The organism is Bacillus sp. LSHTCR4 (assembly GCF_057197025.1).
This window is the reverse complement of sequence record NZ_JBXUNO010000002.1, coordinates 1098862-1115668: the sequence shown is the minus strand read 5'-3', so window position 1 is coordinate 1115668 and position 16807 is coordinate 1098862. Positions and strand designations below refer to the sequence as shown.

The 16807-nt window shown below is 36.9% G+C and carries 17 protein-coding genes; 5 read left to right on the top strand and 12 right to left on the bottom strand.

Annotation, left to right across the window (positions count from 1 at the left end):
* On the top strand, window positions 1–1731 hold a 1731-nt coding region (locus AC2CGR_RS19525; protein ID WP_484481072.1), incomplete at its 5' end, for a Gly-Xaa-Xaa repeat protein.
* A gap of 80 nt (window positions 1732–1811) precedes the next feature.
* Here the strand turns inward: AC2CGR_RS19525 and hfq are convergent.
* Both hfq and miaA read right to left on the bottom strand, forming a co-directional pair.
* Window positions 1812–2036, bottom strand: a complete 225-nt coding sequence (gene hfq, locus AC2CGR_RS19520; RefSeq protein ID WP_000813896.1) for an RNA chaperone Hfq — start codon at window positions 2034–2036, stop codon at window positions 1812–1814.
* A gap of 21 nt (window positions 2037–2057) precedes the next feature.
* Window positions 2058–3011: a tRNA (adenosine(37)-N6)-dimethylallyltransferase MiaA gene (gene miaA / locus AC2CGR_RS19515; RefSeq protein ID WP_061685561.1), complete on the bottom strand. Its 954-nt coding sequence runs from the start codon at window positions 3009–3011 to the stop codon at window positions 2058–2060.
* Window positions 3012–3191: 180 nt separating this feature from the next.
* On the opposite strand from miaA, the gene AC2CGR_RS19510 reads away from it, so the two are divergent.
* The gene (locus tag AC2CGR_RS19510; RefSeq protein ID WP_087966475.1) at window positions 3192–3437 is read left to right on the top strand and encodes a hypothetical protein; all 246 of its coding nucleotides are present in this window, start codon (window positions 3192–3194) and stop codon (window positions 3435–3437) included.
* A gap of 62 nt (window positions 3438–3499) precedes the next feature.
* Here the strand turns inward: AC2CGR_RS19510 and entD are convergent, their stop codons facing one another.
* The 8 genes from entD to gabP all read right to left on the bottom strand — a co-directional run bounded on the left by entD (window position 3500) and on the right by gabP (window position 12476).
* Complete coding sequence (gene entD, locus AC2CGR_RS19505) at window positions 3500–4432, bottom strand: cell wall-binding protein EntD (RefSeq protein WP_087966473.1); 933 nt, start codon at window positions 4430–4432, stop codon at window positions 3500–3502.
* 347 nt (window positions 4433–4779) lie between these two features.
* Window positions 4780–6636: a PTS fructose transporter subunit IIABC gene (locus tag AC2CGR_RS19500; RefSeq protein ID WP_087966471.1), complete on the bottom strand. Its 1857-nt coding sequence runs from the start codon at window positions 6634–6636 to the stop codon at window positions 4780–4782.
* Between the two features lie 13 nt (window positions 6637–6649).
* Window positions 6650–7561: a 1-phosphofructokinase gene (gene pfkB / locus AC2CGR_RS19495; RefSeq protein ID WP_087966469.1), complete on the bottom strand. Its 912-nt coding sequence runs from the start codon at window positions 7559–7561 to the stop codon at window positions 6650–6652.
* Window positions 7558–8310: a DeoR/GlpR family DNA-binding transcription regulator gene (locus AC2CGR_RS19490; RefSeq protein WP_029439520.1), complete on the bottom strand. Its 753-nt coding sequence runs from the start codon at window positions 8308–8310 to the stop codon at window positions 7558–7560. Before AC2CGR_RS19490 ends, pfkB begins: the two co-directional genes overlap by 4 nt.
* A gap of 158 nt (window positions 8311–8468) precedes the next feature.
* Entirely contained in the window at window positions 8469–9632 is a 1164-nt protein-coding gene (locus tag AC2CGR_RS19485) for an iron-containing alcohol dehydrogenase (RefSeq protein WP_087966467.1), read from the bottom strand.
* A gap of 116 nt (window positions 9633–9748) precedes the next feature.
* On the bottom strand, window positions 9749–10291 hold the full coding sequence (locus AC2CGR_RS19480; RefSeq protein WP_087966465.1) for a DUF420 domain-containing protein: 543 nt from the start codon (window positions 10289–10291) through the stop codon (window positions 9749–9751).
* Between the two features lie 317 nt (window positions 10292–10608).
* Window positions 10609–10947 carry a hypothetical protein gene (locus AC2CGR_RS19475; RefSeq protein WP_131100587.1) on the bottom strand — a complete coding sequence of 113 codons (339 nt, stop codon included), beginning with the start codon at window positions 10945–10947 and terminating at the stop codon, window positions 10609–10611.
* A 134-nt stretch (window positions 10948–11081) separates the two neighbouring features.
* The gene (gene gabP / locus AC2CGR_RS19470) at window positions 11082–12476 is read right to left on the bottom strand and encodes a GABA permease (RefSeq protein WP_087966461.1); all 1395 of its coding nucleotides are present in this window, start codon (window positions 12474–12476) and stop codon (window positions 11082–11084) included.
* Between the two features lie 270 nt (window positions 12477–12746).
* Between gabP and AC2CGR_RS19465 the strand changes: the two genes are divergently transcribed.
* Window positions 12747–13829: a chitinase gene (locus tag AC2CGR_RS19465; protein WP_484481071.1), complete on the top strand. Its 1083-nt coding sequence runs from the start codon at window positions 12747–12749 to the stop codon at window positions 13827–13829.
* A 112-nt stretch (window positions 13830–13941) separates the two neighbouring features.
* Here the strand turns inward: AC2CGR_RS19465 and AC2CGR_RS19460 are convergent, their stop codons facing one another.
* Window positions 13942–14835 carry a metallophosphoesterase gene (locus tag AC2CGR_RS19460; protein WP_484481070.1) on the bottom strand — a complete coding sequence of 298 codons (894 nt, stop codon included), beginning with the start codon at window positions 14833–14835 and terminating at the stop codon, window positions 13942–13944.
* A gap of 195 nt (window positions 14836–15030) precedes the next feature.
* Between AC2CGR_RS19460 and AC2CGR_RS19455 the strand changes: the two genes are divergently transcribed.
* Together AC2CGR_RS19455 and AC2CGR_RS19450 are read left to right on the top strand one after the other, a co-directional pair.
* Window positions 15031–15846, top strand: coding sequence for a formate/nitrite transporter family protein (locus tag AC2CGR_RS19455; RefSeq protein ID WP_087966456.1), 816 nt, complete (start codon window positions 15031–15033; stop codon window positions 15844–15846).
* A gap of 141 nt (window positions 15847–15987) precedes the next feature.
* Window positions 15988–16260 (top strand): HU family DNA-binding protein, encoded by a 273-nt coding sequence (locus AC2CGR_RS19450; RefSeq protein WP_001043904.1) that lies wholly within the window; start codon window positions 15988–15990, stop codon window positions 16258–16260.
* A gap of 20 nt (window positions 16261–16280) precedes the next feature.
* Here AC2CGR_RS19450 and AC2CGR_RS19445 read toward each other — a convergent pair whose 3' ends face one another.
* Window positions 16281–16760, bottom strand: coding sequence for a GNAT family N-acetyltransferase (locus AC2CGR_RS19445; protein ID WP_087966454.1), 480 nt, complete (start codon window positions 16758–16760; stop codon window positions 16281–16283).
* Window positions 16761–16807 lie beyond the last annotated feature (47 nt).

Below are 16807 nucleotides of genomic sequence, written 5' to 3'. Positions count from 1 at the left end.
GGACCTCGAGGTAACACGGGCGCTACTGGTGCTACTGGACCTCAGGGCATTCAAGGTAACACGGGTGCTACTGGTGCCACTGGACCTCAAGGGCCTCAAGGTAACACGGGCGCTACTGGTGCTACCGGACCTCGAGGTAACACGGGCGCTACTGGCGCCACTGGACCTCAAGGTAACACGGGCGCTACTGGTGCCACTGGACCTCAGGGCATTCAAGGTAACACAGGTGCTACCGGCGCTACCGGACCTCGAGGTAACACGGGCGCTACTGGTGCTACTGGACCTCAGGGCATTCAAGGTAACACGGGTGCTACTGGTGCCACTGGACCTCAGGGCATTCAAGGTAACACAGGTGCTACCGGCGCTACCGGACCTCGAGGTAACACGGGCGCTACTGGTGCTACTGGACCTCAGGGCATTCAAGGTAACACGGGTGCTACTGGTGCCACTGGACCTCAAGGGCCTCAAGGTAACACGGGTGCTACCGGCGCTACTGGACCTCAGGGTGCTCAAGGTAACACAGGTGCTACTGGACCTCAAGGTGCTCAAGGTAACACGGGTGCTACCGGCGCTACCGGACCTCGAGGTAACACGGGCGCTACTGGTGCTACTGGACCTCAGGGCATTCAAGGTAACACGGGTGCTACTGGTGCCACTGGACCTCAAGGGCCTCAAGGTAACACGGGTGCTACCGGCGCTACTGGACCTCAGGGTGCTCAAGGTAACACAGGTGCTACTGGACCTCAAGGTGCTCAAGGTAACACGGGTGCTACCGGCGCTACTGGACCTCAAGGTGTTCAAGGTAACACGGGTGCTACTGGTGCTACCGGACCTCAAGGTGTTCAAGGACCAGCGGGTGCTACTGGTGCTACCGGACCTCAAGGTGCTCAAGGTAACACGGGTGCTACTGGTGCTACCGGACCTCAAGGTGTTCAAGGACCAGCGGGTGCTACTGGTGCTACCGGACCTCAAGGTGCTCAAGGTAACACGGGTGCTACTGGTGCTACCGGACCTCAGGGTATTCAAGGACCAACGGGCGCTACTGGTATAGGAGTTACAGGACCGACTGGACCTTCTGGTGGGCCTCCTGGACCGACTGGACCTCAGGGACCTCAAGGTAACACGGGCGCTACTGGACCTCAGGGTGCTCAAGGTAACACAGGTGCTACTGGACCTCAAGGTGTTCAAGGTAACACAGGTGCTACTGGTGCTACCGGACCTCAAGGTGTTCAAGGTAACACGGGTGCTACTGGTGCTACCGGACCTCAGGGTGTTCAAGGGCCAACGGGCGCTACTGGTATAGGAGTTACAGGACCGACTGGGCCTACTGGACCTAGCTTCCCTGTAGCAACAATTGTTGTAACAAACAACATTCAACAAACAGTACTACAATTTAATAACTTTATTTTCAGCACTGCAATTAACGTAAACAATATTATCTTTAATGGCACAGATACAGTTACAGTTATCAACGGTGGTATTTATGTAATTAGCGTATCTATTTCTACCACTGCGCCAGGATGCGCTCCTCTTGGAGTAGGAATTTCAATTAATGGAGCAGTCGCAACTGATAACTTCTCTTCAAATTTAATAGGCGACTCACTTTCATTTACTACAATCGAAACGTTAAGAGCTGGCGCAAACATTTCTGTCCAATCTACTCTTAACGAGATTACGATCCCTGCAACAGGAAACACTAACATTCGTCTAACTGTATTTAGAATCGCTTAAATTTCACTATTTATTGTTTATGGCAAATAAAAAAAGAGCGAGAAACTCGCTCTTTTTTTGTTATGTACAATAATTCATTACTACTCTAATTCAATTGAAACATTTTTTTGTGGAACAAATGTGGAAATTGCATGTTTATAAATAAGCTGTTGCTTACCTTCTGTTTCCAGTAGGACTGTAAAATTATCAAATCCTTTAATTAATCCACGAAGCTGGAAACCATTTAATAAGTACAGCGTAACAAACGTATTCTCTTTACGGAGTTGATTTAAAAACTGATCTTGAATATTGATTGATTGCTTCATGTCGAATCCTCCTCTTTTTCTCTACTTACTATTATTCGACTTTAGTTGTAGCTTTCCTTCTATGTATCGTAAAATTTCTGACGTTTTTTCACCGTCTGTAACATCAAACCATGTGACATCCATCTTATTACGGAACCACGTTAATTGGCGTTTTGCATAACGACGTGAATTCGTCTTTAATTGTGATACCGCTTCTTCTAAAGAGACACGATCCTCAAAATAATCATATATCTCTTTATACCCAATCGCTTGAATAGATTGACAATCTCGTATCCCTCGATTATACAATCCTTCTACTTCTTCTAATAAACCTTGGTCCATCATTATATCAACTCGTAAGTTAATGCGATCGTATAGCATTTCACGATCCATTGTCAAGCCAATCAAAGAAACATCGTATAATAACTCGTTTTCTTGTTTTTCAAGTTGATCACTCATCTTTTCACCCGTCGTGCGGAAAATTTCTAACGCTCTAATGACACGGCGTACATTATTTGCATGAATACGCTCAGCGCTTTCTGGGTCTACTTCTTGTAATTTCTTATGTACATATTCCACACCACGTTCTAATGCTAACTTTTCCATTTGTTCTCGGTATATAGCATCACCAGCATCATCCGTAAACTGATAATCGAATAAAACAGATTGTATATACAGACCAGTTCCACCAACGATAATTGGCAATTTACCACGCTCTGTAATCTCTCGAATATGCTTACGAACACGTTCTTGAAATTCGGCAACTGAAAATGATTCTTCTGGATTTTTTATATCAACCATATAATGTGGAATTCCGTCCATCTCTTCTTTCGTCACCTTTGCAGTTCCAATATCCATCGTACGATAAATCTGCATGGAATCTCCACTTATAATTTCACCATTCAACGCTTTGGCAAGATCAATACTTAACTTCGTCTTCCCAACAGCAGTTGGTCCAATGATGACAGCAACTTTTTCACGTTGCATTTCTCCCATATCATTCAACTCTCTTTATGTAATGTACTCCATCTATTGATTATATCCAATCTTACCAATTTTAACGGCATGATTGCAAGTTCTTTCATTACGGTACATGAAATTATAAACAAAAAAGAACATAGTTTGTCCAATTCCGCATATACATGATAAAAATAGTTCCGAGAGGATGAGTTAACTATGAAACAATCCACTATCAATTTTTCATCTTTGACAAAAGACCTCATTTTAGCTACTGCTACAAAAGAACAAAATTGTTCACAAGAAGAATTATACTTCGCCTTAAATTGTTTACTACGTTCCTTTCATTCTACTCTCCAAGAAACAACTTTACAGCCAGAAAATAAAGATACAGAGTATATACAAAACCAATTTTGCAGTGCATATAAAATTATTACAGGTAAAACGATTTATCCTTTTCAATAATCCATAAAAGGCGGTTGCTTACATACTTTCAAGCAACCGCCTTTTATATTAATACATATACACTACTCTATAACTTTCACTTTTACAGATTTGCGCCCCCAGCTATTGGCACTACCATCTGAGCCAACTAAAACATCAATACGATTTCCTTTAATCGCACCACCAGTATCTCCAGCAATCGCTTCTCCATATCCTTCTACCCACACTTTTGATCCAAGTGGAATTACTTTAGGATCAACAGCAATTACTTTCATATTTGGATTCGCAGTTAAATCATGCCCCATTGCAGTTAATACACGACCACCATACGAACCATTTTCACTCGGATCTGCTGTATATGCCGTCGCTTCTACCGTAATTTCACGACCACCAGTAGGCGCACTTGTTTCAGTAGATTTTGCAACTGGTTTTGCAACCGACTTTTCTTTTACCACAGGTTTACTTGAATCTACATTCTTAACAGATTCTTTACTCTTAACTACTTTATTACTTTTAACCGGCGTAGTTACTCTTACCGGCGCTTCTTCTTGCGTTACAACTTCTTTCTTCTCAATTACAGGTGCCTTCCCTGTTAAAAATGGCACGTGAACATATCCTGTTTTTCCATTGTAGTCAAATTGTAGCCATTCATTTTGAACTTGATTTGTCGTTTCAATTACATCGTCTTTATTCAATTTACCAAGAATTTCAGAGTCAGTATTCGCTCCAGCACGAACATTTAACACGCCTGCCGTTACATAATATGTACTTTTTGTAAATTCAGCACTTACAAACGCTTCTTGACCATTTAATTTAATTTTTGTCCATCCGTTTTCTGTATTTATAACATCTAATTTATTTCCACTTAACATTTTACCTACAAGCTTTGACTCTACAGTTGGGTTTTCTCTAACATTTAATACATCTGTTGTTACAATCGTTTCCGCTTTCGCAGAACCTGCAAAAATCCCAAGACCAAAAACTGCCGCCGTTGCTATACCTAATAATTTTTTCATGAATAGCCTCCATTTGCTTTGTTTTCGTATTTTTATTATAGCAACGGATTTTTAAGATTTTTAGAAAACACACAATTACAAACCATTCGTAATATACGATTAATGAGCTGTAACATAAATTTCCATATTAATGAATTACATTTCCAATAGAATCCCCAATAGTTTTCATATATTTTCCACATACAAGCACCAGAATTTTTTTCCAGAAAAAATTACAGTATTACTTTTTTGTTACAAAAAATCATATTTCATTACATCTTTTACCAAAATTCATCATTCTCCAATTATTGACCTCCTTTTTTGTAATAAAAGGGAGCAGCTAATAAAAGCTACTCCCTTTACACCTATTATTTAACTTTCTTTTTCCAAATTCCTATCATAAGAGCAGAAACAACCGCCCCTATCAATATCGAGAAAATATATAACACTGGTTTATTTACTAAGGCGATAACAAACAATCCACCATGCGGTGCTGGTAATGTAATTTGAAATAACATTGATAATGCACCTGCAATACTTGAACCGACAACACAACTGACAATTACCCGAACCGGATCTGCTGCTGCAAATGGAATCGCACCTTCTGTAATAAATGATGCCCCCATAATATAATTTGTTAAACCAGATTTACGTTCCGCTTCTGTAAACTTCGATTTAAAGAAGGTAGTTGCGAATGCAATCGCAAGTGGCGGTACCATACCACCAGCCATAACTGCTGAGTGCACGCCAAAATTCTGCGCTTCTATTGCAGCAATACCAAACGTAAATGCCGCTTTATTAATTGGCCCCCCCATATCAATTGCCATCATACCACCTAAAATAAGACCTAGTAATATAGCATTCGTACCGTTTAAACCATTTAACCACCCTGTCAACATTTCATTTAATGCTACTACAGGCGGAATTACTACTTTTTGCATAACAACTCCTGTAATCAATAATCCAAAGACTGGATATAACAAAACAGGTTTAATTCCTTCTAACTGTACTGGTAATCCTGAAAATAATCTTTTTAACCCTAATACAACATATCCAGCTAAGAAACCAGCAATTAATCCACCTAAAAAGCCAGCATTCGCATGTGCAGCTAAAAATCCACCTACAACACCAGGCATAAAACCAGGACGATCAGCAATAGAACTTGCAATAAATCCAGCTAAAATTGGTACAAGGAATAAAAACGCACCTGTTTTTCCTCCACCAATTGACATGAACAATTCAGCTAAAGGACCTTCCGCCTTTATACCACCAAACGAAAACGCTAGCGCTATTAAAATCCCGCCACCAACAACGAATGGAAGCATATTACTTACACCGCTCATTAAATGCTTATAAATTCCTAATCCTTTTTCTTTCTCTGTACTTTCTGTCTTTCCATCTTCTTTTATTCCTTTAAAGATTGGTGCATCCTGTTTTACAGCACGATTAAGAAGTTTTTCAGTTTTTCTAATCCCGTCAGCGACTGGCACTTGAATAACATGTTTACCAGCAAAACGGTTCATTTCTACTTGTTTATCTGCCGCAACAATTATAGCCGTTGCGCGTTCAATATCCTCTTTCGTTAAACCGTTTTTTATACCTGTTGATCCATTCGTTTCAACTTTAATTGCAATTCCTAGCTCTGCTGCTTTTGCTTTCAAGCTATCCGCAGCCATATATGTGTGAGCGATTCCAGTTGGACAAGCCGTAACAGCTAATACGTACGGTTCATTCCCTTCTGGTTTTGCAACTTCAACCTCTTCTTCTTTTTCATTTTCTTTTTCATCAAATAAACGAAGAAGTTCTTCCTCATCCTTCGCTTCTAATAACTGCTTACGAAACCCTTCATCCATTAATAGTGTAGATAGGCGTGATAACGTTTCTAAATGCGTATTATTCGCCCCTTCACTCGCAGCAATCATAAAGAATAAATGCGCAGGCTGTCCGTCAAGCGATTCATAGTTGATACCGCTTACACTTCTACCAAAACAAATCGCTGGTTGCTTAACAGCTTTTGTTTTCGCATGAGGTATTGCAATCCCTTCACCAATGCCAGTTGTACTTTGTGACTCCCGCTTTAAAATAGCTTCTTTAAATTCAGCTTTACTATTTAAACGATTTGCGCCGTGTAATTTCTCAACTAATTCATCTATGACAGCTTCTTTATTTGAAGCTGTCAAATTCATAATAACTGTATCCCTTTTTAATAGTTCTGTAATTTTCATATGTTGCTTCCCCCTATCGCTTAGTTACAATTACTTGCGACAATAATTCTTCTACTTTTTCCTTTTCACATAAATCAGCTGAAAATGCTGTTGCACTCCCTGTAGCAACGCCATATTGAAATGCCTTTTCAATATCTTTTGTCTGTTCATATTTACCTACAAATCCCGCAACAAGAGAATCTCCAGCCCCAACCGAATTAATTACAACACCTTTTGGAATAGTTGCTTCATATATACCTTCTGCCGTAAACAATAAAGCTCCATCTCCGGCCATTGATACGATAACGTGCTCTACACCTTTTTCGATTAATTTTCTTCCATACGGTAAAATATCTTCTACTGTGGAAATCTCTACTCCAAATAACTCACCAAGTTCATGATGATTTGGCTTTATTAAAAATGGTTTATTTTTAACTACATGCTGCAAGGCACTACCACTTGCATCTACTACTACACGAATACCTTTTTCCGCTCCGAACACTGCGATTGATTCATAAAAAGTAGTGGGGATAGACGCCGGTACACTTCCAGCTAATACAATACAATCTCCTTGCTTCATACTTTCAATTTGTTTCATTAATTGTTCAAATTGTTCATTTGTCACACTAGGCCCTTGCCCATTTAATTCTGTTTCTTCTTGCCCTTTTATTTTCACATTAATTCGAGAATCTCCATCTACTTGGACGAAGTTTGTTGTTACACCTTCCGCCTGTAATACATCTTTAATAAATCCACCGGTAAATCCACCAGTAAATCCAAGCGCTACATTTTCAACACCTAAACGATGAAGAACGCGAGAAACATTAATTCCTTTTCCTCCAGGAAACTTCATATCTTTCTCCGCTCGATTTACTGCACCTAAATCTAAGGAATTAACTTGTACTACATAATCAATAGATGGATTTAAAGTTACTGTATAGATCATTGTTTATCAGCCTCAATTACATTGGTTTGTCTTTTATATTTTTCTAAATCAATTTCTAAATGGTTTGTAATAATATTTGCCTCTTCAACATTGGCAATTTTCGCAAACGCAACTTCTGAAAACTTACTTTCATCAATTAAGAAATATCCTTCATTTGCTAATGTTAATGCCATTTGCTTTAAAAGTGCCTCTTCTGGATCTGGAGTTGTAAAACCAAGCTGTTCATGTACACCATTCGCCCCTAAAAAACATTTATCAAAACGATACTTCTGCATACTTTCCTGCGCCATTGCACCGATTAAAGCTTTCGTCCTACTCTTCATCATTCCACCTAGCAAATATGCACGAATATTATTTTCAACTAAAGCTTCAATATGCATAAGTCCATTCGTAACGACTGTAACATCTTTATTTATTAAAAATGGAATCATTTCAAATGTTGTACTTCCTGCATCTAAATAAATGCAATCACCTTGTTCAACTATGTTAGCCGCATACTTCGCAATTTGTTGTTTTATTTGAATGTTTTTGGAAGATTTTTCGATCATCGTTGGCTCCTGTCCTTTTCCTGTTAAAACAGCCGCACCACCGTGAACTCTTTTTAATAATCTTTGCTTTTCCAATTGCGCTAAATCACGACGAATTGTTGATTCAGAGCTTTCTGTTCTTTCCACTAACTGTTGTAATTTAATAACCTTCTGCTCTTTTACAAGTTGCAATATCATTTGATGACGTTCAGGAGTTAACATTTTATTCACCTCTTCTTTGATTACAGTATAATGAAAACGATCACAAAAATCAACCATAAACAATCACAAATAATCAAAAACAATCAAAAACAGTTATAAACAACAGAAAAGAAACCCATTTGATATAACGATCAAATGGGTTTCTTTTCTCGATTCACTTATAAGGAAGCTTTATATATGCTTAAAACATCGTCTTTATTTAATTTTTTAAAATTACCAAATTCGCCATAAGCCATCGCTTTATCCGCCATTACATCAATTTCATTTTTTCCAATAGCGTAATCAGATAACTTTACTGGTGCCTCAATTGAAGTCCAAAATTGACGTAAAGCCTCAATTCCTTCTAACGCAATTTCTCGATCAGTCTTTCCATCTGTTTCTACATCGAATACACGAATAGCGAACTGTTTAAAACGACTTACATTTTCATCTACAACATGCTTCATCCAGTTCGGGAATAGAATCGCAAGGCCACCCCCGTGTGGTATGTCATGAACCGCAGAAACTGCATGCTCAATATTATGAGTTGCCCAGTCTCCTTTTACCCCCATCGCTAAAATGCCATTTAACGCCATAGTACCGCAATATAAGATCGTTTCTCTATGCTCATAATTTTCTAAATCATTTAAAAGCTTAGGAGCTGTCTCAATTACTGTTTTTAAAACAGATTCACAATAACGATCTTGTAATTCTGTATTTGTGCCATGATGGAAATATTGCTCTAATACATGTGACATAATATCTACCATACCGTAAATCGTTTGATCCCTTGGCACAGACGCAGTATGAACCGGATCTAAAATTGAAAACTGAGGAAAAGTAACAGGGCTACCCCAGCCATATTTTTCATTCGTTTCCCAATTTGTAATGACAGAACCAGCATTCATTTCAGATCCTGTTGCCGCAAGCGTAAGTACAGTACCAAATGGTAATGCCTCATTAGCAAATGCTTTTTTCGTTACAATATCCCATACATCTCCATCATATTTGCTACCAGCTGCAATTGCCTTCGTACAGTCAATTACACTTCCTCCACCAACTGCTAAAATAAATTCAACACCATTCTCTTTACAAATTTGAATTCCTTTCTTTACAGTTGATACACGTGGATTTGGTTCAACACCTGTCAATTCAAATACTTCCGCATTTATATCCTTTAAAATAGAAATTACATTATCATAAATACCGTTTCTTTTAATGCTGCCTCCCCCGTATACGAGAAGAACCTTTTTACCGAACTGTGGAATTTCAGTTTTCAATTGCTCTAATTGACCTTTACCGAAAATAAGTTTCGTTGGATTACGAAATACAAAATTTTGCATATCCCTTTACCATCCCTTCTATATGAAAAGCAACTATACTTTTGTATACCATATTTTTTTCATTTTACAAAAATATTTGCCTAACCAAAAAATCCCAGCCTATAGGCTGGGATTTTTTATTGATAATAAGGTGAGATCATTAAGTAAACAATAACACCAGATAAACTTACATATAACCAGATCGGCATCGTCCAACGTACAATTTTACGATGACGTGTTAATTGATTTGTAAAACCAAATACAAGTGCAAACAATGCAAGTGGTACAATAATTGCTGCAAGGATAATATGTGTAATTAAAATGATGAAATACACATATTTAATGAATCCTTCTCCGCCATAATGTGTTGCCGGCGCTAAGTAATGATACGATAAATAAGAAACACAAAATAGCAATGTCGTCGTAAATGCTGCTAGGATAAAACCACGGTGCATTTTCACATTCTTCTTAATAATAGAGTATAGAGCTGCTAATAAGAATACGAACGTAAAGCTATTAAAAATTGCGTTTAACATTGGTAAAATCGTTACATCAAAATGTACTTCTCCTTCATAGCCAACAGGTCCAAAGAACAAAAATAAAATAATCGCATTTACAATTACAGAAAGCGTTATCACAATAGGAGCATAGCTTTTCTGATTTGTTGATTGATCCACCAAAATGGTCACTCCCTCTTCCTTCAAATATGTATACGTAACCTCACTATTTTAACATACTATTCACAGTGTAAATGTGACAATAGTTTGACACAGCAAGACAAAACAAAGAAAAAATCCTTCTTAATAAAACTTCTTAAGAAGGATTTTATCGCTTTATTATTCAAATAGCAATGCGATTAGTTTTTGTTAAAAAATGTATCGCTATATGCTTGAAAAATTTCAGAAACTTGATATCCCATTAAAGAAATTGCTGTTAATGAAAAGAAACCAATCATAAGAAATCGAAACCACATATAAATCTCCTCCTTGTATTTAGCTTAAAAAACATTCGCTATATTACAAGTTGAGTGGTACTCTTCATCGTCACTTTCCTTTTTCTTTACAATTGCTGTAATAAATCGAATCATAAAGAAAACTACAAAAGGAAATTGTTCGTAATTTACCTTGGCATAGTTTAGCAACGGCTCGCGCTGCATATCGAACGGGGATGAGAAGGAATAGAACATACCTTGCTCTTCCATATATACAATTACAATTTTCATACAAAATACGATTCCTAGAAACGAAACAATATCTTGCCATTCTGTCGTATATAACAGGTTATACAGCTCTAATACGTACTCTTCCACCATCATCCCCCCTTCCTTTTTTACCATTCTGCTCGCCTTCGTATAAAAAGTCAAGAAAAAAGTTTATATTCACTATGACAATAGTAATTACTTGTTTCTATGATTATATATGATTCTTTTATAGCAATGATTGGGTGTAACTCTCTTCGAAAATAAGAAAATTAGAATCGAACAGATTCCTCATTCTTACTTTTAGGATTCAACACTTTACTATTTTTATTTCTACTAAAAATAAAATAAGAAAGTATTATAAGAACAGTAACAAGCATCGTTAAAAGTGCCTGTGAACGTAAAGATTCAATTGCAAGCATCGCAACTAAAACTGCTATAATAGCGGCAATTGTAACATACGTTACATACGGGAAAAACCACATTTTCACTTTCAAATTTTGTTGCTCTACTCTTCCCATTTTTTTACGAATCTTAAAATGCGAAACAGCTATAACGAGATAAACGAGCAACGCAATCCCGCCAGATGCATTCACTAAAAATAAAAAGACTTTATCTGGAGATATGTAACTAAAAACAACTCCAATATAAGCGAAGAACGTTCCGAATAAAACTGCCCGAACTGGAACACCACTATTGTTCAATTTCAAAAACGCCTTTGGAGCATCTCCTCTTTCTGCCATCGAAAAAAGCATTCTTGAATTTGTATATAAACCCGAATTTAAACATGAAAGTACAGCTGTTAGAACGATAAAATTCATAATTTGTGCTGCCGCTGGTATTCCTATATGTTCCAGTACCGCTACAAACGGACTTTTTAGTATGTTCGCTGAATTCCATGGAAGAAGTGTAACAACTACAGCGATAGAACCAATGAAAAATACGAGAATGCGCCAAATTACACTATTTGTTGCTGTTTTTACTGCTTTTACAGGTTCAGCAGACTCTCCAGCAGCTACTGCAACAATCTCAGATCCCATAAATGAAAATATAACGACAGTGATTCCAAGTAGCACCGAACTTATACCATTTGGCATAAATCCTCCTTGCCCTACTAAATTCGAAGTGCCAGGTGCTTCCGTTCCTGGTACAAATCCTAAAATAACAGCTAGTCCAAGAAAAAGGAACAAAACAATACTTATTACTTTAATAAAAGAAAACCAATATTCAAACTCACCAAATGATTTCACCGAAAAAACATTCGTCAATGTTAATAAAATCGTTAATATTAGGCTTAATAACCAAAGCGGAATTTCTGGAATCCAGTATTGAATAATACCCGCACCTGCTGTAGCTTCAATTGCAATAACAATTACCCAGAAAAACCAATATAGCCACCCAATTGTATAACCCGCCCATGGACCAATTGCTTCTCTTGCATATGTTGCAAATGACCCACTTGTCGGGTTAATAGCTGCCATTTCCCCAAGCATTCTCATAACGAAAATAACTAGAAGTCCTGCTAATGCATATGAAACGATAGAACCTGGTCCGGCTGAATGTACAACCGCCCCACTTCCAACAAACAAACCAGCTCCTATTACGCCACCAATAGAAATCATTGTAATGTGGCGTATTTTGAGGTCTTTCTTAAGATTTTTATCCAACTCTTGTACATCCCCTTCCAAACGTAATTTTGAAATTTATGTAAGAGTATTATGCGAAAAACCTTGTCCTATACTTTAAAATATATCAAAATATTCTGAATTTAACAATCGTAATGCAAACTCCTTCAAAAATTATTACATTAGGTTTAATAATTTTCCATATACAATTGTTGAGAAAATTATAGTCACCTTACAAAAGAATGAATTTTCAGATATTATTAAACAAACAAGATTATACATCTAGACAACTTTTTGTATAGGAGTGTTGATATGTTAAACAAGTTCAAATTCATTTGTTGTACGTTAGTAATTTTTTTACTATTACCACTAACCCCCTTTCAAGCACAAGCAGCAAACAATTTAGGATCAAAACTACTCGTTGGATACTGGCATAACTTTGATAACGGTACTGGCATTATTAAATTAAGAGACATTTCACCAAAATGGGATGTAATCAATGTATCTTTCGGAGAAACTGATGGTGATCGTTCTACTGTTGAATTTTCTCCTGTGTATGGTACAGATGCAGAATTCAAATCAGATATTTCTTATTTAAAAAGTAAAGGAAAGAAAGTAGTTCTTTCAATAGGTGGACAAAATGGGGTCGTTTTACTTCCTGACAATGCTGCTAAGCAACGTTTCATTAATTCCATACAATCTCTAATCGATAAATACGGTTTTGATGGAATAGATATTGACCTTGAATCAGGTATTTACTTAAACGGAAATGACACTAATTTCAAAAAACCAACTACTCCTCAAATCGTAAATCTTATTTCGGCTATTCGAACAATCTCAGATCATTATGGTCCCGACTTTCTATTAAGTATGGCTCCTGAAACAGCTTATGTTCAAGGCGGTTATAGCGCATACGGAAGCATCTGGGGTGCATATTTACCGATTATTTACGGAGTGAAAGACAAACTAACATACATTCACGTTCAACACTACAACGCTGGTAGCGGGATTGGAATGGACGGTAATAACTACAATCAAGGTACTGCAGACTACGAGGTCGCTATGGCAGATATGCTCCTACATGGTTTTCCTGTAGGTGGTAATGCAAATAACATTTTCCCAGCTCTTCGTTCGGATCAAGTAATGATTGGACTTCCTGCAGCACCAGCGGCCGCTCCAAGTGGTGGGTATATTTCTCCAGCTGAAATGAAAAAAGCTTTAGATTATATCATTAAGGGAATTCCTTTCGGAGGAAAGTATAAACTTTCAAATCAGAGTGGCTATCCTGCATTCCGCGGTCTAATGTCTTGGTCTATTAATTGGGATGCAAAAAATAACTTTGAATTCTCTAGTAACTATAGAACATATTTCGATGCGATTCCCTTGCAAAAATAATAAAAAACAACAATAGGTTTTATATGACCTATTGTTGTTTTTTATTTACCACCAATTAACATCGCTCGTTCATCAGAATCAAATTAAGAATGATGATGTGGAATTGAATACATTAGTTACTATTTTGCTTTAATACAAATACTGAAAGTTCAGGTACACTCCAAAATCTAACAGGCATTCGAGTTGTCCCAATCCCACGATTTACATATAAATATAATGGCTTATTCTTTCCTTCTAATTCATACATACCTTCCACATGACTCTCAGCTAGTTTTGTCGTAATTAATGGGCCTATAAAAGGAATTTGAACTTGTCCTCCATGACTATGGCCTGACATTTGAAAATCAACTGGGTAACTTGCTACTTTGTCTACAACATCTGGCTCATGTACTAATAGCATATTGAAATCTTGTTGTCTTATATATTTTAAAGTCGAATCTATTTGTGGCTTCCCTAATAAAAAATCATCCAAACCTGATATTGTAATATACTTGCCGTTTTCCGCTTTAATTTTCTGCACTTTATTGACTAACACAGCGAAACCAGCTTCCTCCATATATTTTTTATAAAATAAACTACCTCCACCGCCCCTATCATGATTCCCAAACACTGCATATTTCCCTAAGGGCGCATGTATTTTTTGTAAAATACCTTTCGCTTCTTCTCTTTCGGCTTTATACGATCCAAACTTATCTATTAAATCCCCTGTGAAAACTACTACATCTGGACGTAACGCATTCATCTTCTCCACCAAATTTTCTAGTTGTTTCAGTGTGAATTCTGGTCCTAAATGTACATCTGAGAACTGCAATATTTTTTTATTATGAAACTCTTTAGGAATTGTAGAAGCTTCTATTTCATTCCACGTAACTGTTACTAGTTTTCGTTCTATTTCTGTCGCATAGAAATACAAACTTATAGAAATCATTACTATACTTATGAAACTGATTATAAATTTCTTGACGTTTGATTTTTTCTGTTCTTCTTTTACATGATGCGTATTCATGTTCTCACCTCTAGACGTACTTTAAAGACTTATTGTTACATGAATGTGACAACACGAACAACGTTAGTTATATCGAATCCCATCCTTGCTCACTTTGACAAATTTATACAGAAGTCATAACATATTTTTATAATACGTAGATTCTTAAAAATGTTCCATTTATTTTTTATTATTTTATTTAAGGAGAGATTATTCATGTCTGTATTTACACCAGAAGAAATTACGGAACTTGCTGCTAATTCCGGAAGAAAAAAAGCTCATTTATCATTACTCCCTATGCTAATTCTCGGTTTTTTTGGCGGTGCTTTCATAGCATTAGGGTATTTACTCGATATTCATGTTATTGGAACAATGCCAAAGGCTTGGGGATCATTTACTAGTTTTCTAGGCGCTGCTGTATTCCCTATCGGTCTTATTCTCGTTATTCTTGCAGGCGGTGAACTAGTAACTGGTAACATGATGACAGTTTCCATGGCCTGGCTTCAAAAGAAAATTACTTTATTTTATTTCATACGAAATTTAATTATTGTTACATTGAGCAACTTCATAGGTGCTGTATTCGTTGCTTATTTTTTCGGTCATATCGTCGGATTAACAGAGGGAGCTTTTTTAGCGAAAACGGTTTCTATTGCGCAAGCTAAACTACACGATACACCACTACAAGCTTTCATTTCTGCAATCGGATGTAATTGGCTCGTTTGTTTAGCTGTTTGGCTCAGTATGGGAAGTAAGGAATTTATCGGAAAGATTATCGGCATTTGGTTCCCAGTTATGACTTTTGTTGCGATTGGATTTCAACACGTTGTAGCCAATATGTTTATCATCCCAGCTGCAATTTTTGCTGGTGATTTAACATGGATTGAATATTTTCCAAACTTCATTTTTGTTTTCTTCGGAAACTTAGTAGGAGGTATGTTATTTGTGGCATTACCTTATTTCATATCCTATAAAAAGAAGATGCCTTCCAAAGAAGAACAAACCGCATTAGAGAAAAAATCTGTTTCCGCTTAAATGGAACAACTATACAGCAATCCTGAAAAATATTACAAATTTCATTTTTTTTGTGAATATATGTACGCACACTTGTTCTCGAATGTTTTATACGTTATAATAACAACTTAAATAGCAATATTTACATATGAGGTGAAAAACATGAACAAAACTGAATTAATTAAAAACGTAGCACAAAATGCTGAGATTTCTCAAAAAGAAGCTACTGTAGTTGTACAAACTGTAGTAGAATCAATCACTAACACTTTAGCTGCTGGTGAAAAAGTACAACTTATCGGATTCGGTACATTCGAAGTTCGCGAAAGAGCTGCTCGTACAGGCCGTAACCCACAAACTGGTGAAGAAATGCAAATCGCAGCTTCTAAAGTACCTGCTTTCAAAGCTGGTAAAGAACTAAAAGAAGCTGTAAAATAATGAAAAAATAGCCTTCTCGTTTACGAGAGGGCTATTTTTTTCATTACATAATTAATAAAAATCTGACCATTATGCTGTTTCTTTTGTTCCTTTATGCAAATAAAACCTTTAGTTTCAAAGAAAGGTTTTGCTGTAATACTCGCCTCTGTATATATCTCCCCACGCCCCAAGTTCACTGCTTCTTTTTCTAACTTCTGTAGTATGTATGAAGCTATCCTTTTCCCTTGATAATCTTTATGTGTAAATAAACGATCTACGTAATGATCATCATTATAATCACCAAATCCCACTATCACACCGTTATGATCCGCTACATAACTAATATTTTTCTCTAAAGAATGTAACCAACTTTCTCTATCTAGTCGCTCTGGTGCCCACGCCTGCAGCTGTAACACGTTATAATCTTTTGCATTAATTGTATGAACTGTTTCATAGAACAACTGTAATACTTGTTCTAAATCCTCTTTACGGAATGTTCTAATGATCGTATCATTTAACATATTTGAGCCTCCTTACTAAACTATCTATCATTTAACTTTTCTACCAT